The sequence below is a fragment of the Neochlamydia sp. EPS4 genome, from assembly GCF_000813665.1.
Classification (GTDB): Bacteria; Chlamydiota; Chlamydiia; order Chlamydiales; family Parachlamydiaceae; genus Neochlamydia.
Map to the genome: position 1 here is coordinate 66,504 of NZ_JSDQ01000061.1, position 19,111 is coordinate 85,614.

At 36.5% G+C, this 19,111-nt stretch carries 17 protein-coding genes; 7 read left to right on the plus strand and 10 right to left on the minus strand.

Annotation, left to right across the window (positions count from 1 at the left end):
• Positions 1–187 precede the first annotated feature (187 nt).
• A complete protein-coding gene (locus tag DB42_RS06505; RefSeq protein WP_044882248.1) occupies positions 188–1,186 on the minus strand; it encodes a hypothetical protein in 999 nt (332 codons plus the stop codon).
• 476 nt (positions 1,187–1,662) lie between these two features.
• On the opposite strand from DB42_RS06505, the gene DB42_RS10485 reads away from it, so the two are divergent.
• The 3 genes from DB42_RS10485 to istB all read left to right on the plus strand — a co-directional run bounded on the left by DB42_RS10485 (position 1,663) and on the right by istB (position 3,688).
• Positions 1,663–2,205 (plus strand): transposase, encoded by a 543-nt coding sequence (locus DB42_RS10485; RefSeq protein ID WP_052436033.1) that lies wholly within the window; start codon positions 1,663–1,665, stop codon positions 2,203–2,205.
• Between the two features lies 1 nt (position 2,206).
• Entirely contained in the window at positions 2,207–2,788 is a 582-nt protein-coding gene (locus DB42_RS10490; RefSeq protein ID WP_052436034.1) for a transposase, read from the plus strand.
• Between the two features lie 117 nt (positions 2,789–2,905).
• On the plus strand, positions 2,906–3,688 hold the full coding sequence (gene istB, locus DB42_RS06515; RefSeq protein ID WP_193365282.1) for an IS21-like element helper ATPase IstB: 783 nt from the start codon (positions 2,906–2,908) through the stop codon (positions 3,686–3,688).
• Here the strand turns inward: istB and DB42_RS06520 are convergent.
• From DB42_RS06520 to DB42_RS06530, 3 genes are read right to left on the minus strand one after another with little or no spacing between them, the layout of a single operon-like run.
• Positions 3,668–3,949, minus strand: a complete 282-nt coding sequence (locus tag DB42_RS06520; protein WP_238579011.1) for a DNA-binding protein — start codon at positions 3,947–3,949, stop codon at positions 3,668–3,670. The genes istB and DB42_RS06520 overlap by 21 nt on opposite strands.
• 11 nt (positions 3,950–3,960) lie before the next feature.
• Entirely contained in the window at positions 3,961–4,227 is a 267-nt protein-coding gene (locus tag DB42_RS06525; protein ID WP_039384863.1) for a DNA-binding protein, read from the minus strand.
• Positions 4,220–4,522 carry a type II toxin-antitoxin system RelE/ParE family toxin gene (locus tag DB42_RS06530; protein WP_044882249.1) on the minus strand — a complete coding sequence of 101 codons (303 nt, stop codon included), beginning with the start codon at positions 4,520–4,522 and terminating at the stop codon, positions 4,220–4,222. Before DB42_RS06530 ends, DB42_RS06525 begins: the two co-directional genes overlap by 8 nt.
• A gap of 1,699 nt (positions 4,523–6,221) precedes the next feature.
• Between DB42_RS06530 and DB42_RS06535 the strand changes: the two genes are divergently transcribed.
• Together DB42_RS06535 and DB42_RS06540 are read left to right on the plus strand one after the other, a co-directional pair.
• Positions 6,222–6,962: a hypothetical protein gene (locus tag DB42_RS06535; RefSeq protein WP_044882250.1), complete on the plus strand. Its 741-nt coding sequence runs from the start codon at positions 6,222–6,224 to the stop codon at positions 6,960–6,962.
• A 457-nt stretch (positions 6,963–7,419) separates the two neighbouring features.
• A complete protein-coding gene (locus DB42_RS06540; RefSeq protein ID WP_044882251.1) occupies positions 7,420–8,985 on the plus strand; it encodes a gamma-glutamyl-gamma-aminobutyrate hydrolase family protein in 1,566 nt (521 codons plus the stop codon).
• Between the two features lie 202 nt (positions 8,986–9,187).
• On the opposite strand, the gene DB42_RS06545 is transcribed toward DB42_RS06540, so the two are convergent.
• Positions 9,188–9,715: an NADH-quinone oxidoreductase subunit C gene (locus tag DB42_RS06545; RefSeq protein ID WP_044882252.1), complete on the minus strand. Its 528-nt coding sequence runs from the start codon at positions 9,713–9,715 to the stop codon at positions 9,188–9,190.
• A 1,388-nt stretch (positions 9,716–11,103) separates the two neighbouring features.
• Between DB42_RS06545 and DB42_RS06550 the strand changes: the two genes are divergently transcribed.
• Positions 11,104–11,580 carry a hypothetical protein gene (locus DB42_RS06550; RefSeq protein ID WP_042240851.1) on the plus strand — a complete coding sequence of 159 codons (477 nt, stop codon included), beginning with the start codon at positions 11,104–11,106 and terminating at the stop codon, positions 11,578–11,580.
• A gap of 62 nt (positions 11,581–11,642) precedes the next feature.
• On the opposite strand, the gene DB42_RS06555 is transcribed toward DB42_RS06550, so the two are convergent.
• The 5 genes from DB42_RS06555 to rnr form a co-directional block, all read right to left on the minus strand.
• Entirely contained in the window at positions 11,643–12,071 is a 429-nt protein-coding gene (locus DB42_RS06555; protein ID WP_044882253.1) for a DNA polymerase III subunit chi, read from the minus strand.
• On the minus strand, positions 12,058–12,717 hold the full coding sequence (locus DB42_RS06560; protein ID WP_044882254.1) for a DUF502 domain-containing protein: 660 nt from the start codon (positions 12,715–12,717) through the stop codon (positions 12,058–12,060). Before DB42_RS06560 ends, DB42_RS06555 begins: the two co-directional genes overlap by 14 nt.
• Positions 12,714–13,385, minus strand: coding sequence for a DUF502 domain-containing protein (locus DB42_RS06565; protein ID WP_044882255.1), 672 nt, complete (start codon positions 13,383–13,385; stop codon positions 12,714–12,716). Before DB42_RS06565 ends, DB42_RS06560 begins: the two co-directional genes overlap by 4 nt.
• Positions 13,386–13,496: 111 nt before the next feature.
• Entirely contained in the window at positions 13,497–14,081 is a 585-nt protein-coding gene (locus DB42_RS06570; protein ID WP_044882256.1) for a DNA-3-methyladenine glycosylase, read from the minus strand.
• Entirely contained in the window at positions 14,081–16,393 is a 2,313-nt protein-coding gene (rnr, locus tag DB42_RS06575) for a ribonuclease R (protein ID WP_044882257.1), read from the minus strand. The genes DB42_RS06570 and rnr overlap by 1 nt, the downstream gene beginning before the upstream one ends.
• 56 nt (positions 16,394–16,449) lie before the next feature.
• Here rnr and leuS point away from each other — a divergent pair, with 56 nt between their 5' ends.
• Positions 16,450–18,966: a leucine--tRNA ligase gene (gene leuS, locus DB42_RS06580; protein WP_044882258.1), complete on the plus strand. Its 2,517-nt coding sequence runs from the start codon at positions 16,450–16,452 to the stop codon at positions 18,964–18,966.
• Positions 18,967–19,111 lie beyond the last annotated feature (145 nt).

Below are 19,111 nucleotides of genomic sequence, written 5' to 3' on the forward strand. Positions count from 1 at the left end.
ATCAGTTTTGCCATCTCTTAAGGTTAGTCGCTGGACGAGAGGAGTTGGCAAATGGAGATCTTATTCCCTTAAGAATATTTTTGCCTTTTGATTATAAATTGAAGTGAAGCTATTTATGGATTAATGAAATTCAGTCAAAAGTTCGTAACATAGCCAGCAACTGAGTTTTCTTTACTAAAAAATCTCTTCAGATTATGAAGCTGTCTTTTAGGTGGCTATAGTGTTCATGTATTTCGAAAGGAATGCATATAGGATCTCTAATAAAAAATTCGTCATCTTCAATGATTAATTTTTCTCTCCAATATTCCAGTAGATTGAAGTTTTGTAAATGAACTTTCAATTTAGCAAGAATCGTTTCTAGTGAATATTTATGATAGATCTCATCTTTTTCTAGGGCGCGAAGAAGAATGATGAGGTAAAGTTTTTTGTCTGGATAGTTTTTGGATAATTGTGAGAATAAATACCGCTGACAAAGGCCTATTCTGAAACGGGGAGACCAATGTGTCAGAAGTTGAGAAAAGAAGTCACAAAAATCATCGATTTCATTAGGATCATTCGGCATAGCTTCGATGTTTTTAGTAAGATTCTTTTCTGTGCTTTCTAAATCAAGGGAGAAAGAATGAAAACTCATAGGAAAGCTCAAAGACATATCATCATAAATACGACAGTATTCAAGAGCATCTGTAGAAAGAGGGATCTTTTTTTCAAAAGCTAAAGCTTGAAGGAAAATATTTTCTATACGGATAGCTTGCTTATGTGCAGGCCAAAATGCTGAAAACCTATCTCGATTAAACGGAACTCCCCTTTCCCATTTCATAGATAGCATTTCAAATACCTCATGGGCTTTAATGCAAGCTTTTTCATCTCCAACGGTATTAAAATATAGTTGGTAACCTAACTTCCCATGATTGAGTCGCTTCATGTGCTGCGTGATCGATTCATCAGAAATTTTTTGACAAAGAGCAAGAACTTTTTCTTTAAATAGCTTGGTCATTTCAGGGGTATTTTCAGCAACGCTAAGACGTTTGATTTCAAAAAATTGGTGATATTCTTCTCGCTGCCTTGCATCCCATAAAAGAGATAAGCGAAAGAAGATCCAAGTAATGAAATCTAAAAATTTCTCCCTTCTTGTTTGGGAAAAAATTAATACATTAAAAGAAGGTGATTTTATTGAATTGATTTCCATAATATAATACTGCTCTTTTTGTTTCGGAAAAAATTGATATATTAAAAAGTTAATTCTAGGATTTGTTTTTATAATATAATTACTATAATGAAATAAACTTAAATTGTAAATAGTATATTTCTGCTAACTCACTCAATAAATATAATATTTTTGGTTCAATAAATTAATTCCTTAGAATCTAAATTAATCTCAAATTAAGCCCCATCGCGACGCAGAGAGAAACAAGTATATGCCACTTTGGGTTGCCTGTGCCTGAAAGAGTCTTATAAAGACTTTCGCGCCCTACGTGTCAAGCGACATGATAAATTGACCCCCTGGCGACATGAACTTTTGACCCCCACCTCTGGCCGGCGACACCAACAATTGACCCCCAGCCATAGCAAAATTTGCCCCTTCCTCCACTAAAATTGGAGAATGTAAAAAATATGCAAGAATACAATTGTTCCCCGGATAATTTAAATCCTCAAGGGGAACTTATGAAACAACAAGAAGATGTGGAGTGTATACTAACCTTGCATACACTGGGATGGGGCCACAAACGTATTGCTAAGGAACTTGGTATCAGTAAAAACCCTGTGAAAAAATACCTGAAACAAAAAGGCTGGGTTCCTTATAAAAGTCCAAAACGGAAAAAAGTTACCTCTGGACTTGAAGATCGAATAAAGGAATACTTTTTTATACATAGAGGAAATGCAGACGTGGTTCGGCAAGAACTTCTAAAAAACCATTCTCGCCATATTTCTCTTCGCACTATTGAACGAGCGGTAAAACCTTTTAGAGATGAGCTACAGGTAAAAGCTCAAGCCACTCTAAGATTTGAAACACCACCAGGAAAACAACTACAAATTGATTTTGGTTCTACTCGCCTATACATTCAAGATAAACTCACTCAAGTCTTCTTGTTTGTTGCCACCCTTGGTTTTTCAAGAAGAATTTACGTTAAGCCTTTTTTACATGAACAACAATCGTCTTGGTTTAAAGGAATAGAGGAAGCCTTTTTCTGGCGGTACTACCGATGAGGTGCTTGTAGATAATGCTAAAAGTTTAATAACCAAACATCATGCGCTTACTAGAGAAGTCCAATTTAATGAGCGTTTTACTGCTTTTGCAAATTACTGGAGATTTTGTCCTACAGCCTGCGTTCCTTATCGTGCCAAAACAAAGGGTAAGGATGAGAGAGCTATAGGGTATGTTAAACGCAATGCTATCGCAGGGCACAAGTTTGCTAGCTGGGAATCTCTCGAAAGTCATTTAGAGCATTGGATGCACAATATTTCTGATCAAAGGCTCCATGGTACTACGCGTAAAATACCCTTGAAAGTATTTGAAGAGATGGAAAAAGATGCTCTTCACCCTTTAAAGGGAAAACCACCCTTCCTGCAGATTCGAGAACTTGACCGAATCGTTCATAAGGATGCTTGTATGGAGATCGATACGAATAGATATAGTGTTCCTTGGAAGATAATTAAGGAACGGGTCTTTGTTCAGCTAATAGAAAATGAGGTTCGCATCTTCTATAAGCAAACTGAAATTGCTCGTCATGTAGAATGCAAAGGAAAATATCAAAATATTCTTAACCTGAGCATTTTAAAGGAATTGTAGGAACCTTTCGGCCAAAAGAGCATGAAGAGATTAAGTGTGTAGAAAATTTAAATTTTATGGATGCGGAGTTATCTAGGCCTCTTGCGGCTACGAAAGGTTAGTAGGAGGTAGCTGGTCATGATAATAGAACAAAACAGGCTTGATTCTATGCTAACTCGGCTAAAGCTTCTAGCGATCAGAGATAGCTTAGATTATTTGCTCGATCAAGCTATTGAGCAAAAATTGACACTCAGAGAAAGTTTACGATTGCTTGTTGAACATGAATTATCCTGTAAAGAGGAACAACGGATTAAAATGGCGATAAAGATTGCAAAATTTCCATGTGTTAGGACATTAGAAAATTTTAAATTTGAGAGCCAGCCAATACTGGATAGTAGGCAAATCAAAGAACTTTCTGCTTGTCGTTGGATTGCCCATGGGGAAGCCGTGTTATTTCTGGGGCCTCCAGGTGTGGGGAAAACCCATCTTGCTATTGCATTAGGTAGAGAGGCCATTCTTAAGGGTTATTCAACATTATTCATTTCAGCAACGGCTCTTCTTACTCGGCTTTCGAATGCTCATAAAAAAGGGCAATTAGAAGAAGAGTTATGCCAGGTAAGTAAGCTTAAGCTCTTAATTGTTGATGAACTTAGCTATTTGCCTTTTGAAGCCGATGCAGCTCATTTGTTTTTTCAGCTTGTTTCCAGACGTTATGAAAAAGGCAGCATGCTCATCACAAGCAATCGATCAGTAGGAGAATGGGGCACAGTTTTTGGAGATAGTGTAGTAGCAACAGCAATATTAGATCGTCTTCTTCATCACAGTCAGGTGGTTACCATTCGTGGAGAAAGTTATAGACTGCGCGAAAAAATGCGTTCGGGACTTGTAAAACGTGGCGAGTCAACGAACGAGAAAAAATAAAACTAGGAGGAGGGGGCAAATTTTGCTATGGCTGGGGGCCAATTTGTCATGTCGCTTGACACCTACGTAAGCCTTTTTAGCGAGAGCACCAATACCACCTTGAGCTTCTGCGACATTGCGGAGAGCAATAAGAAAGAGTTGCTGAGACTCTTCATCACCTTTAAGGCTTTCTTCCAAAGTATCGTTTAGATGCACAACGGCTTCATCCTGATCTTTAAGCTTTTCAAGAAGCCAATCTTGATATTTCGTACTTCTTCTCATAAACTGCTTTTTTAAACGGTTGCATTTACCAGTTTAGCAAGTGTGTGAAGGGTAGGATTTTTGCTTTTAAAGGCATGATATAGGGTCGTTCTAGGTAAATCATGCTCTCTAGCAAGTTGGCTTTTATTCTTGGCACTAATATGAGCTTCCAGAATTTCAATCACACCATCAGGATCATTTTCTTTTAAGCACTCCCAAACAGCTTTTGCAATAAGCTCTTCATCTAAAAGATCTTTCATTGGATTGTATTCACGAGGCGTTCTCTTAAATTTAGTCATAAACCCACTCTTTGTAAATTTTTTCTGCCTGTTTGATGTCTTTAGTTTGGCCATTTTTATTTCCCCCTAGCAATAGTAATACCTGGCTTACTGGGATCAAACAGTAATAGATTCTTCGTCCATTATCCCATCGAAGTTCCCAAACATGGTCTCTTACTTGTTTGTGATCTCCAAAATGCCCTTCTTCTTTGATATTATCGATTCGTTTAGCAATTTGAACTCGAGATTTTGCGGGTTCCCTCTCAAGCCATTCTTCAAACTCATTTGTTACGAGTATTTTGTATTTTCTCTTCATTGTACCATATATTGAACAACTAATCTACCAACAAAAGCTACTTCCAACTCTATCCATTTCCTGATTAAGGAAGCATCCTTTAAGATACATTTGTTTTCAATTAAAATTTAAGCGTTTAAAAATGAACAAGATGTGAGGTTTTTTTTTAAGAGTAATCCAGTCAAAAGTTCGAAGTGCATCCCCAGTAACTGGAGATTTGTTAATTTATGCAATACTGCAAGTGATGCAAAAAAAAGCTTAAGCAGTCTCATAAGCATCTTTCTTTCATCCAATTTTAAATTCAATAAGTCAAAATTTAAGTTCTACCTTTTTTAGGTAATGCCATACAAAAAAGCCATTAAATAATTAGGAGTGACTTGGCAAAATTATGTTTTTTAATTAAAATGCGAAGTTTACTTAAAGATCTAACTTATCATTAGGGCTTCTTTTCTGTTGAAGGCGTGCTAAAGTTTTGCAATAAGTAATATTTGCCATGTTGCCTTGCTGCGAAATAGGCCACAATAGATTGAAGATTCTATGTCGCCAATTCCTCAAGCGAAATCTTTACGAGAGAGCAAAGAAATTTGGAGAAATTAAGGTATTTAACCTATCTTGCATTAGGCCCTACTTTCATATCTGTAGGAGCCTGAGAAGTTCACGTTCCTTATTTCATTTTCAATTTTTTAAAAATTCAATTATTCGCCTTAAGCAAAGCTTTCTGAGGGAATGAAGGTATCTTACTTAAGCATCGTATGAGAGTGCTTAGCCTTAGCAGAATAGTCTTAAAGCAGGTTGCTTACTATTATAAAAAGAGAGAATTGGTATGGGGGAAGCCTGAATCAAAGGCTCGCCATCCTTCACCCTAGTCTATTGAGTTTTCCCTAAATGATAAAAAGTTGGCTCGGATATATAAAATGGTTCCAAAAAAGAGGAATGGATCTTTATCTTCTGTAATCTCTTCTCTGCCATCCGTAGAATGAGGAAAACTATTCAAAAACTTTACCTCAGCTAGCTAAGGGCCTCAAAATATCAGCGTTAACGTCTTTTCGCCCGGTGTTATCTTGACAAATTTTCATCTAGTAAAAATTCAATGAGATCTCTTAAAGACGAATTAAATTATAAGGATTCAATGGAGTAAGAAAGGACTGCATATTCCTTAACGTCAATGCAAACCTTAAGGAAATGGCTCAAAACAGTCATGTTTTTTCATTTCAAAGTTTTAATGATTGAAATCAATTTACTGAAGGGAGGATCTATCTTAAGCTATCGGGAGGGAGAGACTGTTAAAAAAGCGAAAGATAGGGCACTAAGGATTTGAAATATCGGCACTCACACTAGAATAGAATGCTTGGGAAGGACATAATTTTTTGATCATGCTAAGTCAGTATGAGTAAATCTGATAAGCCGGCTTACATTAACAAGCCAAGAGAAGTAAAACTAAAGGAAAGTTTAAAAGAGTTGTTGTTTTCTTCTCTGTAGGGAGGGGCTATCGAGGAGTAAATATGCCAATTAATAGAGGTTTAAGCTTTTTTTTTGAAGCGGCGCAGACTATACTAGGTAAGTCGCCTATTTGTTAAATAGGCTTTCTTTTAAGGCTTGCTAGTAAGATTCTCGGTTAAGCCTTAACTGTTTTACTTTCCAAATAGCAAATAATTTTATAAATAACTATCTTGTTTAGATATGAAATATCCAAATAAACACCAACTTTAAGGAGGATAAAATGTCGCCCTTTCAAAAAGTGTTGCAATTTAGATTTTCTAATTTTATTAAACTTTCTCTATCTTCTCTTTTTACTATAGGAGGAGTATGGTGTCTTTTTATCGCGCTCGCTTATACCGGCTTTCCTTTTGCCGAAATAAAAGTAGAGAAGTTTTTCGATCTTGGCTTTTTTTCAGTCTCAATTTTCGGCCTTATCATATTTTTAACCATGATTCCTTTTCAAGCAGTACAGGAAAGGTTATCGCCCGGTTTTTTCTCGCGCATTTCTAGTAATCCGAGAGCCCATTTCGGCTTATATATCTTAATCACTTCAGCTATTATTTGCTTCCTTGTAATAGCTCTTCAGCAAATACCCATCATAGAAAAATATTTAAGTGAGTTATTTTTGGCGCTGACCGTGTCCATTATTTTTGCCATTATATTTCACCATTGTTGGGTAATTCGCCATCTTTATCAACCTTATGTTGTTTATAATCATATTAAAGAGCTTAAAGGAGAGGAACCGGCAGAAGAAACCTGGCTAGAGCTGTTCGAATGTGTATACAAGGCAATCAAACAAGGGCGAGTCAGCGATGCTAGAAATATTATCAATGTAATTACTCATAATTTTACTCAAGATGTTACTAAAAAAGAAAATAGGATGCTTTATGAGGATCTGATCAACTTGTATACCATGGCTCGTGAATGTCGGCCGATTGCGCGTTTAATGGAAAAGAAATGGCCTTTTCTACTTAATAAATAGAGGCTTCGAGGAGAGGTGTGGCAAAAGCCCCCTATAAAAGGAAGAAATTTTAAAGAATAAATGCCTTTCAAACATGTTATAAAGTGCAAGTTGTAATAAAAGTTTTATTTAATCCTCATCATATTAAACAATTTTCATTCAAGAAATCCTTAAAAGTAACTCTATAAATCGTTAACTGACTTACTATTCTAAAAATTTTGAGGGGGGGAAAAGAAAATATTCTAAAATTAAGCCGTTCATGGGTGCATTAAATGGCTGAGGCTGAGGGAATGATAGGAATCTAAAAGCGCAGCAAATGGAAATAATAGCTATTTCCTCCTGCTTTTGGTTTTGCAGATGCCTGTATAATTGCACCTAATGCTCGGTATCTTTCGTGACCGCTTGAGCTTTAAGAAGGATGAAGAGCACTCGTTAATGATATTTTTAAATATTACCGCTTGGCTAACGGGGAGATAAAATGAGCAATAAAATAAAGTGTGTTAATAAAAGCCAATATTTACAGATTTTACGAGAAATAAAAGAGAGAAGAAAAAATGATGCGACCTGCTCAATCAAATTTACGGATTATCTAAGAAAAGGCAATTATTCTTTAGAAGTAGTCTCTCTGGACTTAAAAGAGATGGGAATGACTGTAAATCCTATAGAGGGAATGGGATTAAAACCTTATTGGGGCACTGATATCCTAACGCACGTACATTTTAACAGTATTACCTTCAAGAATTGTAACTTCAAATACATAAATTTAACAGGCTCTTTATTTAAAGACTGTTGCTTCATAAAGTGCAATCTCAATCATGCTGCGTGGCTTAAAATCAAAATGATAAACACATCTTTTGATGGTTGTGCAATGAGTGAGGTGGGTTTAGCTGGTAGTAGCTTAAACAACATAAAATTTAGTAATTGTGATTTAAAATATGTAGATTTCTATGGAAGCAATCTTAAATCGGTAGATTTCATTTCTTCTATCTTGACCGGTAGCAATTTCCTAGAAGTTGAAATTGACGAGAGTCGTAGCAGTAATTTTATAGATTGCGAGCTAACGGACTGTTTACTATTTGATGCTAAACACAAGTTTAATAGGATGGGAGGAAAAGGATATGCGGTTACTAAACCTACCATTCTCATTCCGTGGAGTTTTTGTCAGCCTGGGTTGACTGCTACTAAAGTAAACTTAGCCATAAAAGAGGTAGAGGGTATCCCTGTAAAGTATAATTACTTGATGGATAATATTAATCTTCTCCTCTTAGACCAGCAGGTAAAAAATCAAATTAGATTAATCCAGAAAAATTCCTCTTTCTGTACAAGCATCCCAGGACAAATTATGAAAGGGATAAGGGATGATCAACTAAAGCAATTAGAAAATTCTGAAATATACAAGATCTATTCTATAGCTGTTAAGCTTTCTTCTTATGTCGATGCTATCATTTTACCTGGAGGAGCTGATCTGGAACCAGAATTTTATGGAGATAAAAAAGACCCTCACACCCATACTGATTCTGATTATAGAAGAAGTTTATTAGAGTTTGGATTGATCCAACAAGCCATAATAAAAGGCATTCCATTAATGGGCATTTGTAGAGGCTCACACGTAGGCAATGTTTTTTATGGAGGCACATTGAAACAACATGTTGAAGGGCAAGTAAGCCGCCAAACATACCATACTGAAGAAGTTTCTGCGGGTCATTCTCGCGGCCTATTAAGAGAAGTAGTCAATGGCAAATTTAGTAGTATTTCTGCCCATCACCAAGCTTTGGATAGGATCGGCGATCACTTAGAAGAAATCATTGTTTATCCAAGCGAAAAAGAAGAAATCCCTAAAGCTTTGGAGAGTGATAGGGGAAGAAGCCCTAAAATTTTTCTTCAATTTCATCCTGAGTATTTCGTTGATGCTGAAGTAAAAACAGGAGCTACTGCTAATGTAAAAATATCTAAAGAAAACAAAAAAATATTTAAAGCTTTCTTAGAAACTGTAAAACTAACCAAGAAGAGAAAAAGATGGCGAAAAGCATTAAAGAAATTGTAACGGAGCGTGTGATGATAAAATAGATTTATGTCCAGGTTAGCATTATTTTTTAAGGCTTGCCTAGATAAATAAAAAAATCAAGGATTTAATAAAAATATTTCTATTTATGTTCTAGGCCGGGTCATGCGTGAAAAGCAGATCGTCAATAAGCTGTTATTACCTCTAACTACATAAGCTTTATAGTCTTATTATTTAAAATTTTTCAATCCATAGGAGGATTAGCATGGACACAAGGAATGATGAGTGAAGGGTCCGGATTGCTAAGGAAAGTTTTAAATTTCATACACTCTTCTTGTTGTACGTATCCTTGCGATGAAGAAGGCTTTTCCCACTCCTTGGCTACCAAGATTCCTTTAGGCGTGTAATGCTCTGTAAATCGAACGTTAAATAAATTAAAAAGCTGGCGCTCATACCCTTCAGCCTCTTCCCATATATCTGTTACTGAAGGGAGTAGAATGTCACTTTCGGTATAGCTGATTATTCGCATACGCTCACAATGAATAGGGTTATATAGCCAGTATGCAATTTTTATTTTTTTGTTAGGCAGCAGAGAGTGGATGGCTGTAAGATCTATTAAGACCTCGTAACCTACCTGCTTTAAGAATATAAGCGCCTTTTTTATATTTTCTTTGCTTACCTCTACGATTACTTCCCCAAGAAAATAAGTTTTTTTGATAATTCCCCCTCCTAATTGAATTTTTAAATTTTCCAATGTTTCAGAAATGTTCATAAGGCTACTCTCCTGCTAAAATGGATTTTTTGTCTAGTGGGTGCGCTCTTTTTTCCTTACAGGCCAAGCTTTTCTTAAATAAGACAATTAGATCTGTTGAGTAAATACTATCTTAAAAAAAAAAAGCTTTGGCTCTAAGCTTAAACCAGGTAAGCCTCTTAAAAACGCTCAACCTGATTATTATACGCTGCTATTCTACTTAAATATTTGTAAATTAACCGGTTACTACTTGATCAGCTGAGTTTTTAAGAAGCTCTTGTAAGCTGCAGCAAGCTTTACTAAGGGAAAACTAAAAAGCCTGTAGCGATATGAAAAGCTAAGTCGTCCTGCGGTTGTGCAACAAATGTTTTATCTAGAGGAAAATTTGATCAATGACCATATTGTGGGGGAGCCGCCTCTTTATAAAAAAGCACCTGTTAAAAAAATAAGCTTTAAATTTAGGACTTTTCGGTAAAATATTAAGTTTAAAAATTCTTTATAGAGATATCCTTAAAACTTTAGATACTGTTTTACAGTCAATAAAAAGAGTATGACTCTAAACACGGCCTAAAAACATCATGCAAACATTAACCTCACCTGAGGGTTTTCATATCAATAATCCCTGCATCTTGTCAATATTTTCGAATGGTAAGATGACTAGGCATTTTCCGAGAGCTAAAATAAAAAGCTAAATAATTTATTAATTACAAAATAATTTTTAATATCTAAGAAAGCTAGATATTTATTGAAAAAAAATCTCATGCAAATAATTATGAGAAGAAAAATAAAGAAGCTATAAAAAAATATTTAACTACTAAATAATATTTTAATTTTAGAGGAAGAAGTATGATGATTATTTTAAAAAAATAATATGAGCAGAATTTAAAAAATGAGAGAAAAATGCAAAATTATTTATGGCATGATAAAGCAAGCAATTTTTTAGGTTAAAACAATAATTTTTTTAAGCAATATTGGATTTATCCTCTAGGATAAAAGTTTAAAGCGGGATTAAATGGAAGTTTTGAATTTGCTTATTTATATAAATTGGAAACTTCTAAACTCTATTTTTTATCGCTTAGCTAGGGCTACATGTTAACTCCTTATGCTCTAATTTTTTTCTTTATAAATGGTGCTTTATTAATGTCAAAGATCATGGTATCTTTAAAGGGAGAGAGTACGGAAATTTAAGAGAATATAGGCATAGGTTAATGTGGTTAATATGCAACGCACTGAATTATATTAGCTCTCTACAAGACCTTTTCCATTTTATCAAACTTAATTTTTAAATTTTTTCACCCCTCTTCATCGGTAAAAGAAAGCGTTTATTAATTTTTGCTTTAATTAATGCATGATTAATACTTTAATACATTTGCTATTGATGGCTTGATAATTTATTCTGAGGTTTTTTTATGCAATATGCATATGTATATAGGCAATCTAGAGCTAATTTTGAAATATTTGGGTATAAATTTCGTTTAAATCTGATAGATACCCTTCAACAAAAGCTTAAAATTGTTGTAGATCGACCGGTAGCGAAGTCGCTTGCAGTAAGAACATTAAAAAATATTGAAAGAGAGTCAAGCATCAAAGCTTTCCTAACCAAACGAGTAGTAGTAATCACAGCGACAAGTGCTGTAGTAGTGAGTGGTTTATTTCTTCCTCATGCTGTGGCTTCCCTCGCTGTGCTTACTTCTGCCTATGTTAGGAGTGTGATAGCTGCTGTAGGGACTATTTTCATCGCTTATGTTATGGCTAATAATAATCTTCCTAAATTATCACAAGCCTATCAAGATCAAGCTAGGCAAGCGCGTTACTTAATGGAAGAAATTAGAAACAAAGAAGATAATGTGGCTTTCATTTTCCCTAATAATGAAAGAATTTCTTAATAAAACTGGGGACTCACCCTTTAGCAAAAATATTCTTTAAATTTATTCTTTTTATCTACCCTCTACTTCAAAGCTGCCGAGTGGACGATAGTATACTGCTTTGAAGTGTAAATCTGTTGACGGCGTTGCGATTGCGCTAGCTTTTCAGGATGAGTTTGATCATACAGCTCATAAACAACATTAAAGTGCTCTGCAATAGGGCTTACTTCTGCACACAGATTTATCAAAACAAGAGCCTGATTTAAATTTTGAGCCACAGAAGTGATGACCACTTTTTCTGATGAAGGAGTATTTGAAGCTATATGAGGAAGAAAGCTCTCGGGGGAAAATTTCCACAGCAATTCATCGATATAGCGAGTAGCTTGTTCATTAGGAGCGACAACTAAAACGTTATCCCCTACTTCAAAATGATGCTGGATATAATGGCAGATAGATCCTAGTTTTTGCTGGTTAGAGAATACAGGAATGAAGATGATATTAGGTTTTTGCATGATCAGAGCTCCCTGGCATGGAAGGAAGCATAATACCACAAGACACTAAAAGCTTGAAAGCGTCCTCAACTTTCATATCAATTAACCTGACTTTATCTTGGGGAAACATCAGAATGAAACCGAAAGTAGGATTGGGTGTACCGGGCACAAAAACTGCCATTTTATCTTTTAATCTGATCTCGCCGGTCTCTTTTAGCGTATTTGAGGTTAAAAAGCCAATAGATAAAGAGCTTTCATGAGGATAGGGGACAAGCACAACTTGCTTGAAAGATGAACTGGTGGAAGAAAAAAGAGGATGAATAACATCTTGGAGGGACTTATACACCTTATTAATGATAGGAATATGACGAATCAAATTGTCAGTAAAGCTAAGCAGAGAATACATGAAAAATGTACGCGTTAAGAATCCTATAAAAATAATAAATATAACGACCATGATTAAAATAAATAGACGAATAATGAGGAGTAGCCCTAAAGTTTGATCTAAATTCCATGGGTAATCATTAGCAGGGTGATAGTAATGAAAAGCTGCTTTGAGAAGATGAATGAATGGATCTGTCAATAAATTTACTATAAAAGCTACGATAGCTAGTGTAAGGATAACAGGCAAAAGGAGTGCCAATCCCGTTAAAAAGTATTTTTTCATAAGGGTACGCTCGGGGATGCATATAACATATTTGCAGAGGGTAATAAAGGATTAAACGAGACAGAAATTACTCCGCAAGAAATAATATATTTAAAAGCTTCTTCCACACTCATATCCAAATAAATCAGTTCATTTTTTCTAAACATCATTAAAAAGCCAGAAGTTGGGTTGGGGGTGCAGGGAACAAAAATAGCCACTAGCTCTTCATCTGAATGGCTGCCTAAACCTACCATATTCTCTCGTGTAATCAAACCTATACAATAAGTGGTAGCATTGGGATAGGGTACCATGACAACTTGCTTAAAAGATTTGCCCTCTGAAATAAATAATGTTTTGATTACATCTTTACAGGTATTGTAGACTGAGCGAATAAAAGGAATGCGTCGTAGAATTTTCTCTGTAAATCGGAGAATATATCTAACTATAAGCCAACGTCCAATCATTCCCACAAAAACAGTAGAGAAAAAGATCAAGGTCACAATAATAACTTGGCTGATTAAATGTTGCAGCTGAGGAGGGGTCTTTTCAAGAAAATGATTTTGCTTAAGAATTTCTTTAGTAATACCTGCAAAAGGGTCAGTGAGTCTATTAAAAACAAAAACTACGATAAAGAGAGTCAAAGTTAAAGGTAAAAGAACGGCAAGACCTGTAATGAAGTATTTTTTCATAAAACTACTATAACAGAAAAGAATTAATTATTCAAAAGATGTAAAGATAGGGCCATCTTAAAAATAGGAAAAGAAAGTCAGAAGCTTACAAGTATTAAAATTTTATCCTAATTACATTTCTAACGCATAGATGAAACGCCAGGGGAGTTGAGCATGCTCACCTGCGTAGTCGATGCCTACACGCGGTCCTATGACTAAATTCTTTTTTTCGCAACAAATGTGATGATCTTCTAGCCAGATAAGGGGTCCTGTCAATAGTAAGCCATTATGAATAGTATCAATGCCTAAAGCTTGTGCTAATGTCCCTGGTCCACCCGTAAGGCTTGCTTTATTTTTAGTTTTATTGCGCCGTTTAATCATTTGTTCAACGCCAATAATAGGTTTAATAGCGCGAATCAAAATAGCATGGGGAATTTCAATACTGTTAGTAACAATGTTAAACATGGCGTGAATTCCATAGATGCGATACACGTAAGCATGTCCACCTGCATGATACATCACCTCATTCCGTTTGGTACGACGGCCGCCATACGCATGGGAAGCTCGATCTTCAGGACCCCTGTAAGCTTCCGTTTCAGTAATAATTCCTCCCGTATACACTCCATTGATGCAGGTCATCAATACTTTACCTAATAGCTCTTGGCTAATCTGTAGGACATCGTCTCTTAAATAAAAATCTAAAGGAAGTTTTTCCATTATTTTCTTGGCTTTTTCTTGCCTGGGGAAATTTTTGAGCTTTTTCTTTTTGAGGCGGTATATAGAAAATCTTTTAGCCTAGGCTTAGAAGCAGGACGAGAAGGTAGGGGTTTCATCATTTTCTTTGATTTTAGTGGATTAGATTTTGCCTCAGGGACAAGTGTCCAGGAGCTTTCTAAGGTAATAAAATCAACTTTTTTGAGCATGATAGTGATTTTGTCCCCTGCTACAAAAGTTTGATGGGTATGGCGTCCTTTTAAAGCTAAATTGCCTTCATCATAGACATAGTAATCTCCATTAAGCTCGGATACATGTAAAGAGCTTTCAAGCATTACATCTAGAACTTCAAAGATTATTCCAAAACTTTTTACACGGGTGACAACAGCTTCATACTGTTTGTAGGGCTCCATTTGCTGGCGAGAATATAGCAAACGCAATTTTTTGAGAGTTTTTACACTAGCCTCTGCTCGAGCACTTTGCCTTTCTTTTTCTGAGCAATTATTGGCTACTATTTCTAAAGCTTCATAGGTTTCTTCTTCATGGAAAAGCGAGCGATGAATCACTAGGTCAATATAACGGCGTATAGGGCTTGTAAAATGACAATAATGGGTTAGGCCTAAACCAAAGTGACCTATATTGTCAGGCGAATAAATAGCTAAACGCATGCGACGTATATAACTGGTAGCCAGATATTGTCCATAGGAAGAATGCATAGCTTCTTCAAAAAGTTTTTGAATTTCTGCATTGCTAGGCGTATCAGATAAATTATAGCCAAAAGCTCTTGCTAACGCGGCAAATTCTTTCATGCTTTCTTCAGCAGGCTCATCGTGAACACGATAGGTCAGATTTTTACCTAGCGAGGTCAAATGCCTGGCGACTGTTTCATTGGCTTTCAGCATAAACTCTTCAACCAATTGATGAGTGATATCGTAGGTAATATAATCTGTACCCTGAGGAACCCCTTTTTCATCCACTAAAATGATCAGTTCAGGCAAAGCAAACTCAATACTTCCTCTTTCAAAGCGTTTTTTCTTCAATAAGTTGCATAATTCTACCATAAGATGGAGAGTAGGAGCATGAGGAGAGGGCTTTTTACCTTCTAAAATTTGCTTAGCTTCTTTGTAGGTAAAACGTTTCTTGCTTTTGATCACACTCCGGGTAATACGATAATCGATTTCGTTTCCACTACGATCAAAAGTAATTAAAACAGAAACGGTAAGTCTGTTTACTTGAGGCTTAAGGCTGCATAAATTATCAGATAAAATGGAAGGAAGCATAGGGAGGCAGGCTCCAGGAAAATAAGTAGAGTTGCAACGCATAGCCGCCTCTTTATCTAAAGCTGTCCCAGGCGTTACATAATAAGACACATCGGCAATATGAACTCCTAGATGATAATGCCCTTGTTGATCTTTGGAAAGATGGATGGCATCGTCAAAATCTTTAGCTGTATCCGGGTCAATGGTAAAGCATTCAATCTCACGAAAATCCTCTCTTCCTAGAAGATCTTTTGCGGTCACTCGTGTTCCTATCCTTTCAGCCTCGTCAATAGCCTGCTCAGAAAAATTAGAGTGTAAGCCAAATTCTTCGATTGCTGCTTTAACATCACAGGAAGGATCGGAGATATGCCCGAGGTAGTGAGAATATTTACAGCTTGTTTCTGTATCTTTACGGCCCCAATCTGTGACTTGCATAACTATTCTGTCGCCTTCTTGAAGTTTCCTTTCTTTTGAAGGCTCAACAATCACCCTTTGAGAAAGGCCCAGCAAAGGAACATAGGCTAGAATTTCGCCATAGCGATCTACTTTTCTTATTATCCCGGCTACATGAGTGCGTGCTCGTTCTAGAATGGCCACTACTTTACCTTCCGGCCCCTTTTCTTTAAAAGGGGGAGGCTCCACACACACTTCAACTATATCCCCCTCTACCGCATTCTGAATCGAATGCTTGGGGATAAAAATGTCCTCTGAATAAATAGAGGGATTTTCAACTTTTAGAAATCCAAATCCTCTTGGATGGACACTTAAAATGCCTTTAACAATTTCGGCTGACGAGCTTTTCAAAGCATAACGCTTATGCTCCTGGCTAGCTAAGCCTGACTGATGTAAATGAGTGAGGACTCTACCGAAAATTTCGCGGTACTGCTCGGGCAGGTGCAAGCGTTCAAAAAGCTCGGATTCACTCATCGCTAAGTACCCTTTACCGCCCATAAATTCTTGGGTAACTTTCAGCAAATTTTCATACAGACGATCTTCTTTACTTTTTTGGATGGAGCCGAGCTCCTTTTTTTTTGACTTTTTGTTGTTCTTTCGCATAAAGTTCTAACGGTTCTTTCTCATAAATTTATATGTATACTACTTTGGATAAAAGAATGAAATATGATCATAAAAAAATTGAAGCAAAATGGCAAAAATTTTGGTCTGATAATAAAATTTTTAAAGCAGAAATTGATCCCTCAAAGCCTAAGTATTATATTTTGGACATGTTTCCTTACCCCTCGGGAGCAGGTTTACATGTAGGACATCTTATAGGATACACAGCTACAGATATTTTGGCACGTTATAAAAGGCAAAAGGGATTTAATGTATTACATCCTATGGGGTGGGATAGTTTTGGATTGCCTGCAGAACAATATGCTATCCGTACTGGCACACATCCAGCCGAGACCACAAAAAATAATGTGCTTAATTTTAAGCGCCAGCTTTCACGTGTAGGTTATTCCTACGATTGGGATCGGGAGATTTCTACTAGCGATCCTTCTTATTTTAAATGGACGCAATGGATTTTCACACTTTTATATAAAAGAGGATTAGCTTACGAAGCAGAAATGATGGTGAACTATTGCCCTGTCTTAGGAACAGTGTTAGCCAATGAAGAGATTGAAAATGGTTTTAGCAAGGAAGGGGGGCATCCTGTTGAACGCAGGCCTTTACGCCAATGGATACTAAAAATCACTGCCTATGCTGAGCGCTTAATTAAAGACTTAGAATTAGTGGATTGGCCAGAAAGCTTAAAAAAATTACAAATTAATTGGATTGGAAAAAGTGAGGGAGCTTCTATACGCTTTCCGATAAAAAATAGCGATTGTTGCCTAGAAGTTTATACTACTCGTCCTGATACACTTTTTGGTGTAACTTATCTGGTTTTAGCTCCTGAGCATCCTTTAGTGGCACAGATTGCTTCAAAAACCCAAAAGGCTTACATAGCAGAGTATCAAAAAACAGCGGCTTCTAAGACAGATTTGGAAAGAACAGATTTAAATAAGAATAAAAGTGGCGTTTTTACAGGTGCTTATGCCATTAACCCTGCCAATGGCAAAGACATTCCCCTCTGGATTTCGGATTATGTGATCCCGGGATATGGTACCGGCGCTATTATGTCTGTTCCTGCCCATGACGAGCGCGATTTTGAGTTTGCTAAAAAATTTGATCTTCCACTGGTATATGTCTACAACGTTCATCCAGAAGATTCGATGGTCTATCAAGCTGTAACGGAGGAGAGCGTATGTATCCAGAGTGAAAATGAGGAAATTTCCTTAAATGGCTTAAAGCAAGCTGAGGCCACAGAAAAGATCATTGAATGGCTAGAAAGAAAAGGGATAGGTAAAAGTACGGTTACTTATAAATTGCGCGATTGGTTATTTTCGCGCCAAAGGTACTGGGGGGAACCTTTCCCTATTTTGCATTTTGAAGACGGTACGAAACGCGTTCTTGAAATAGACGAACTTCCTTTAATGTTGCCAGCCGTGTCTAACTATAAACCCTTAGGCGATGGCCAAAGCCCCTTGGGTAAAGTAGAAGAGTGGATAAATATCTTTGATAGTAGAACGGGTAAGAAGGCTCGACGAGAGACAAATACGATGCCTAATTGGGCAGGATCTTGCTGGTATTATCTGCGATTTTGTGATCCTCATAATGATCAACAAGCCTGGAGCCAAGAAGCAGAAAAATATTGGGGCCCTGTGGATATGTATGTGGGAGGAGTAGAGCATGCTGTCTTGCATCTTTTGTATGCTCGCTTTTGGCACAAAGTGCTTTTCGATTGCGGATATGTCAGCTTTTGTGAACCTTTTAGGACTTTACGCAATCAAGGTTTAATGGTAGCACGTTCCTACCAAGATAGCTTAGGAGCCTATGTGTCACCTGAAGAGGTGATTGAAAGAGAAGGCCATTACTTTCATCGGCAATCAGGAGAAGAGCTTAAAAGCCAGATTGATAAAATGTCTAAATCTAAGCTTAATGGTGTCTCGCCGGATGAAGTGATTGAAGAATATGGTACCGATGCATTGCGGTTATACGAAATGTTTTTAGGGCCCTTAGATAAAGAGAAAGTATGGAGTTCAGAAGCGGTGAGTGGTTGCCGACGTTTTCTTGTTCGTTTCTATGAAATGGCTACCTCAGATAAGCTAACGTACGAAGATTCTGAAGAAGCTTTTAAATTAGGCCATCGCCTAATTTATGGAGTAGAGAAAGATATTGAAGCTTTGCAATTCAATACCGCTATTGCTAAAATGATGGAATTTATAAATGACTTTACAAAACTGCCTTTATATCCTCGTTCAGTCGTTAAGATGGCTACACAAGCTTTAATGCCTTTTGCTCCCCATCTTGCCGAGGAAATTTGGGAGTTACTAGATTGTAAGGAAGCTTTATCCTTTGTCGCATTTCCCCAAATTGATGAAAATTTTTTAGTGGATTCGCATGTCACTTACATCGTCCAGATCAACGGTAAGCTTAGGGGTAGATTAACCTTACCTATTGATTTATCCCAAGAAGCCATCCTTAAAGCCGCAGAAAAAAACCCTTTGGTTACTAAACATTTAGAAGGCCAAATGGTACAAAAAGTTATTTTTGTGCCTAATAAATTATTAAACATTGTGATAGGTTGAAAATTTAAAGAGAGTCTAAAAGAGAGTCTATTTGATAATTTATTTTAAATAGATGAAGTTTATAAAGTTAAGTTTTTTTGCATGTTTAACAGTTACCTTTCATGGATAGGTAAATATTGGAAAACTTGCAATTAATGAGTTTTGA

Excerpts from the sequence above, each read along its gene's own strand:
- DB42_RS06560 (WP_044882254.1), bottom strand. The coding sequence starts at position 12,717 with ATGAAAAAATACTTTTTAACGGGATTGGCACTCCTTTTGCCTGTTATC.
- DB42_RS06530 (WP_044882249.1), bottom strand. The coding sequence starts at position 4,522 with ATGAAGAGAAAATACAAAATACTCGTAACAAATGAGTTTGAAGAATGG.
- DB42_RS06570 (WP_044882256.1), bottom strand. The coding sequence starts at position 14,081 with ATGGAAAAACTTCCTTTAGATTTTTATTTAAGAGACGATGTCCTACAG.
- DB42_RS06520 (WP_238579011.1), bottom strand. The coding sequence starts at position 3,949 with ATGAGAAGAAGTACGAAATATCAAGATTGGCTTCTTGAAAAGCTTAAA.
- DB42_RS06505 (WP_044882248.1), bottom strand. The coding sequence starts at position 1,186 with ATGGAAATCAATTCAATAAAATCACCTTCTTTTAATGTATTAATTTTT.
- DB42_RS06525 (WP_039384863.1), bottom strand. The coding sequence starts at position 4,227 with ATGACTAAATTTAAGAGAACGCCTCGTGAATACAATCCAATGAAAGAT.
- DB42_RS06545 (WP_044882252.1), bottom strand. The coding sequence starts at position 9,715 with ATGAACATTTCTGAAACATTGGAAAATTTAAAAATTCAATTAGGAGGG.
- DB42_RS10485 (WP_052436033.1), top strand. The coding sequence starts at position 1,663 with ATGAAACAACAAGAAGATGTGGAGTGTATACTAACCTTGCATACACTG.
- DB42_RS06550 (WP_042240851.1), top strand. The coding sequence starts at position 11,104 with ATGCAATATGCATATGTATATAGGCAATCTAGAGCTAATTTTGAAATA.
- rnr (WP_044882257.1), bottom strand. The coding sequence starts at position 16,393 with ATGCGAAAGAACAACAAAAAGTCAAAAAAAAAGGAGCTCGGCTCCATC.
- istB (WP_193365282.1), top strand. The coding sequence starts at position 2,906 with ATGATAATAGAACAAAACAGGCTTGATTCTATGCTAACTCGGCTAAAG.
- DB42_RS06540 (WP_044882251.1), top strand. The coding sequence starts at position 7,420 with ATGAGCAATAAAATAAAGTGTGTTAATAAAAGCCAATATTTACAGATT.
- DB42_RS06535 (WP_044882250.1), top strand. The coding sequence starts at position 6,222 with ATGTCGCCCTTTCAAAAAGTGTTGCAATTTAGATTTTCTAATTTTATT.
- DB42_RS06565 (WP_044882255.1), bottom strand. The coding sequence starts at position 13,385 with ATGAAAAAATACTTCATTACAGGTCTTGCCGTTCTTTTACCTTTAACT.
- DB42_RS06555 (WP_044882253.1), bottom strand. The coding sequence starts at position 12,071 with ATGCAAAAACCTAATATCATCTTCATTCCTGTATTCTCTAACCAGCAA.
- leuS (WP_044882258.1), top strand. The coding sequence starts at position 16,450 with ATGAAATATGATCATAAAAAAATTGAAGCAAAATGGCAAAAATTTTGG.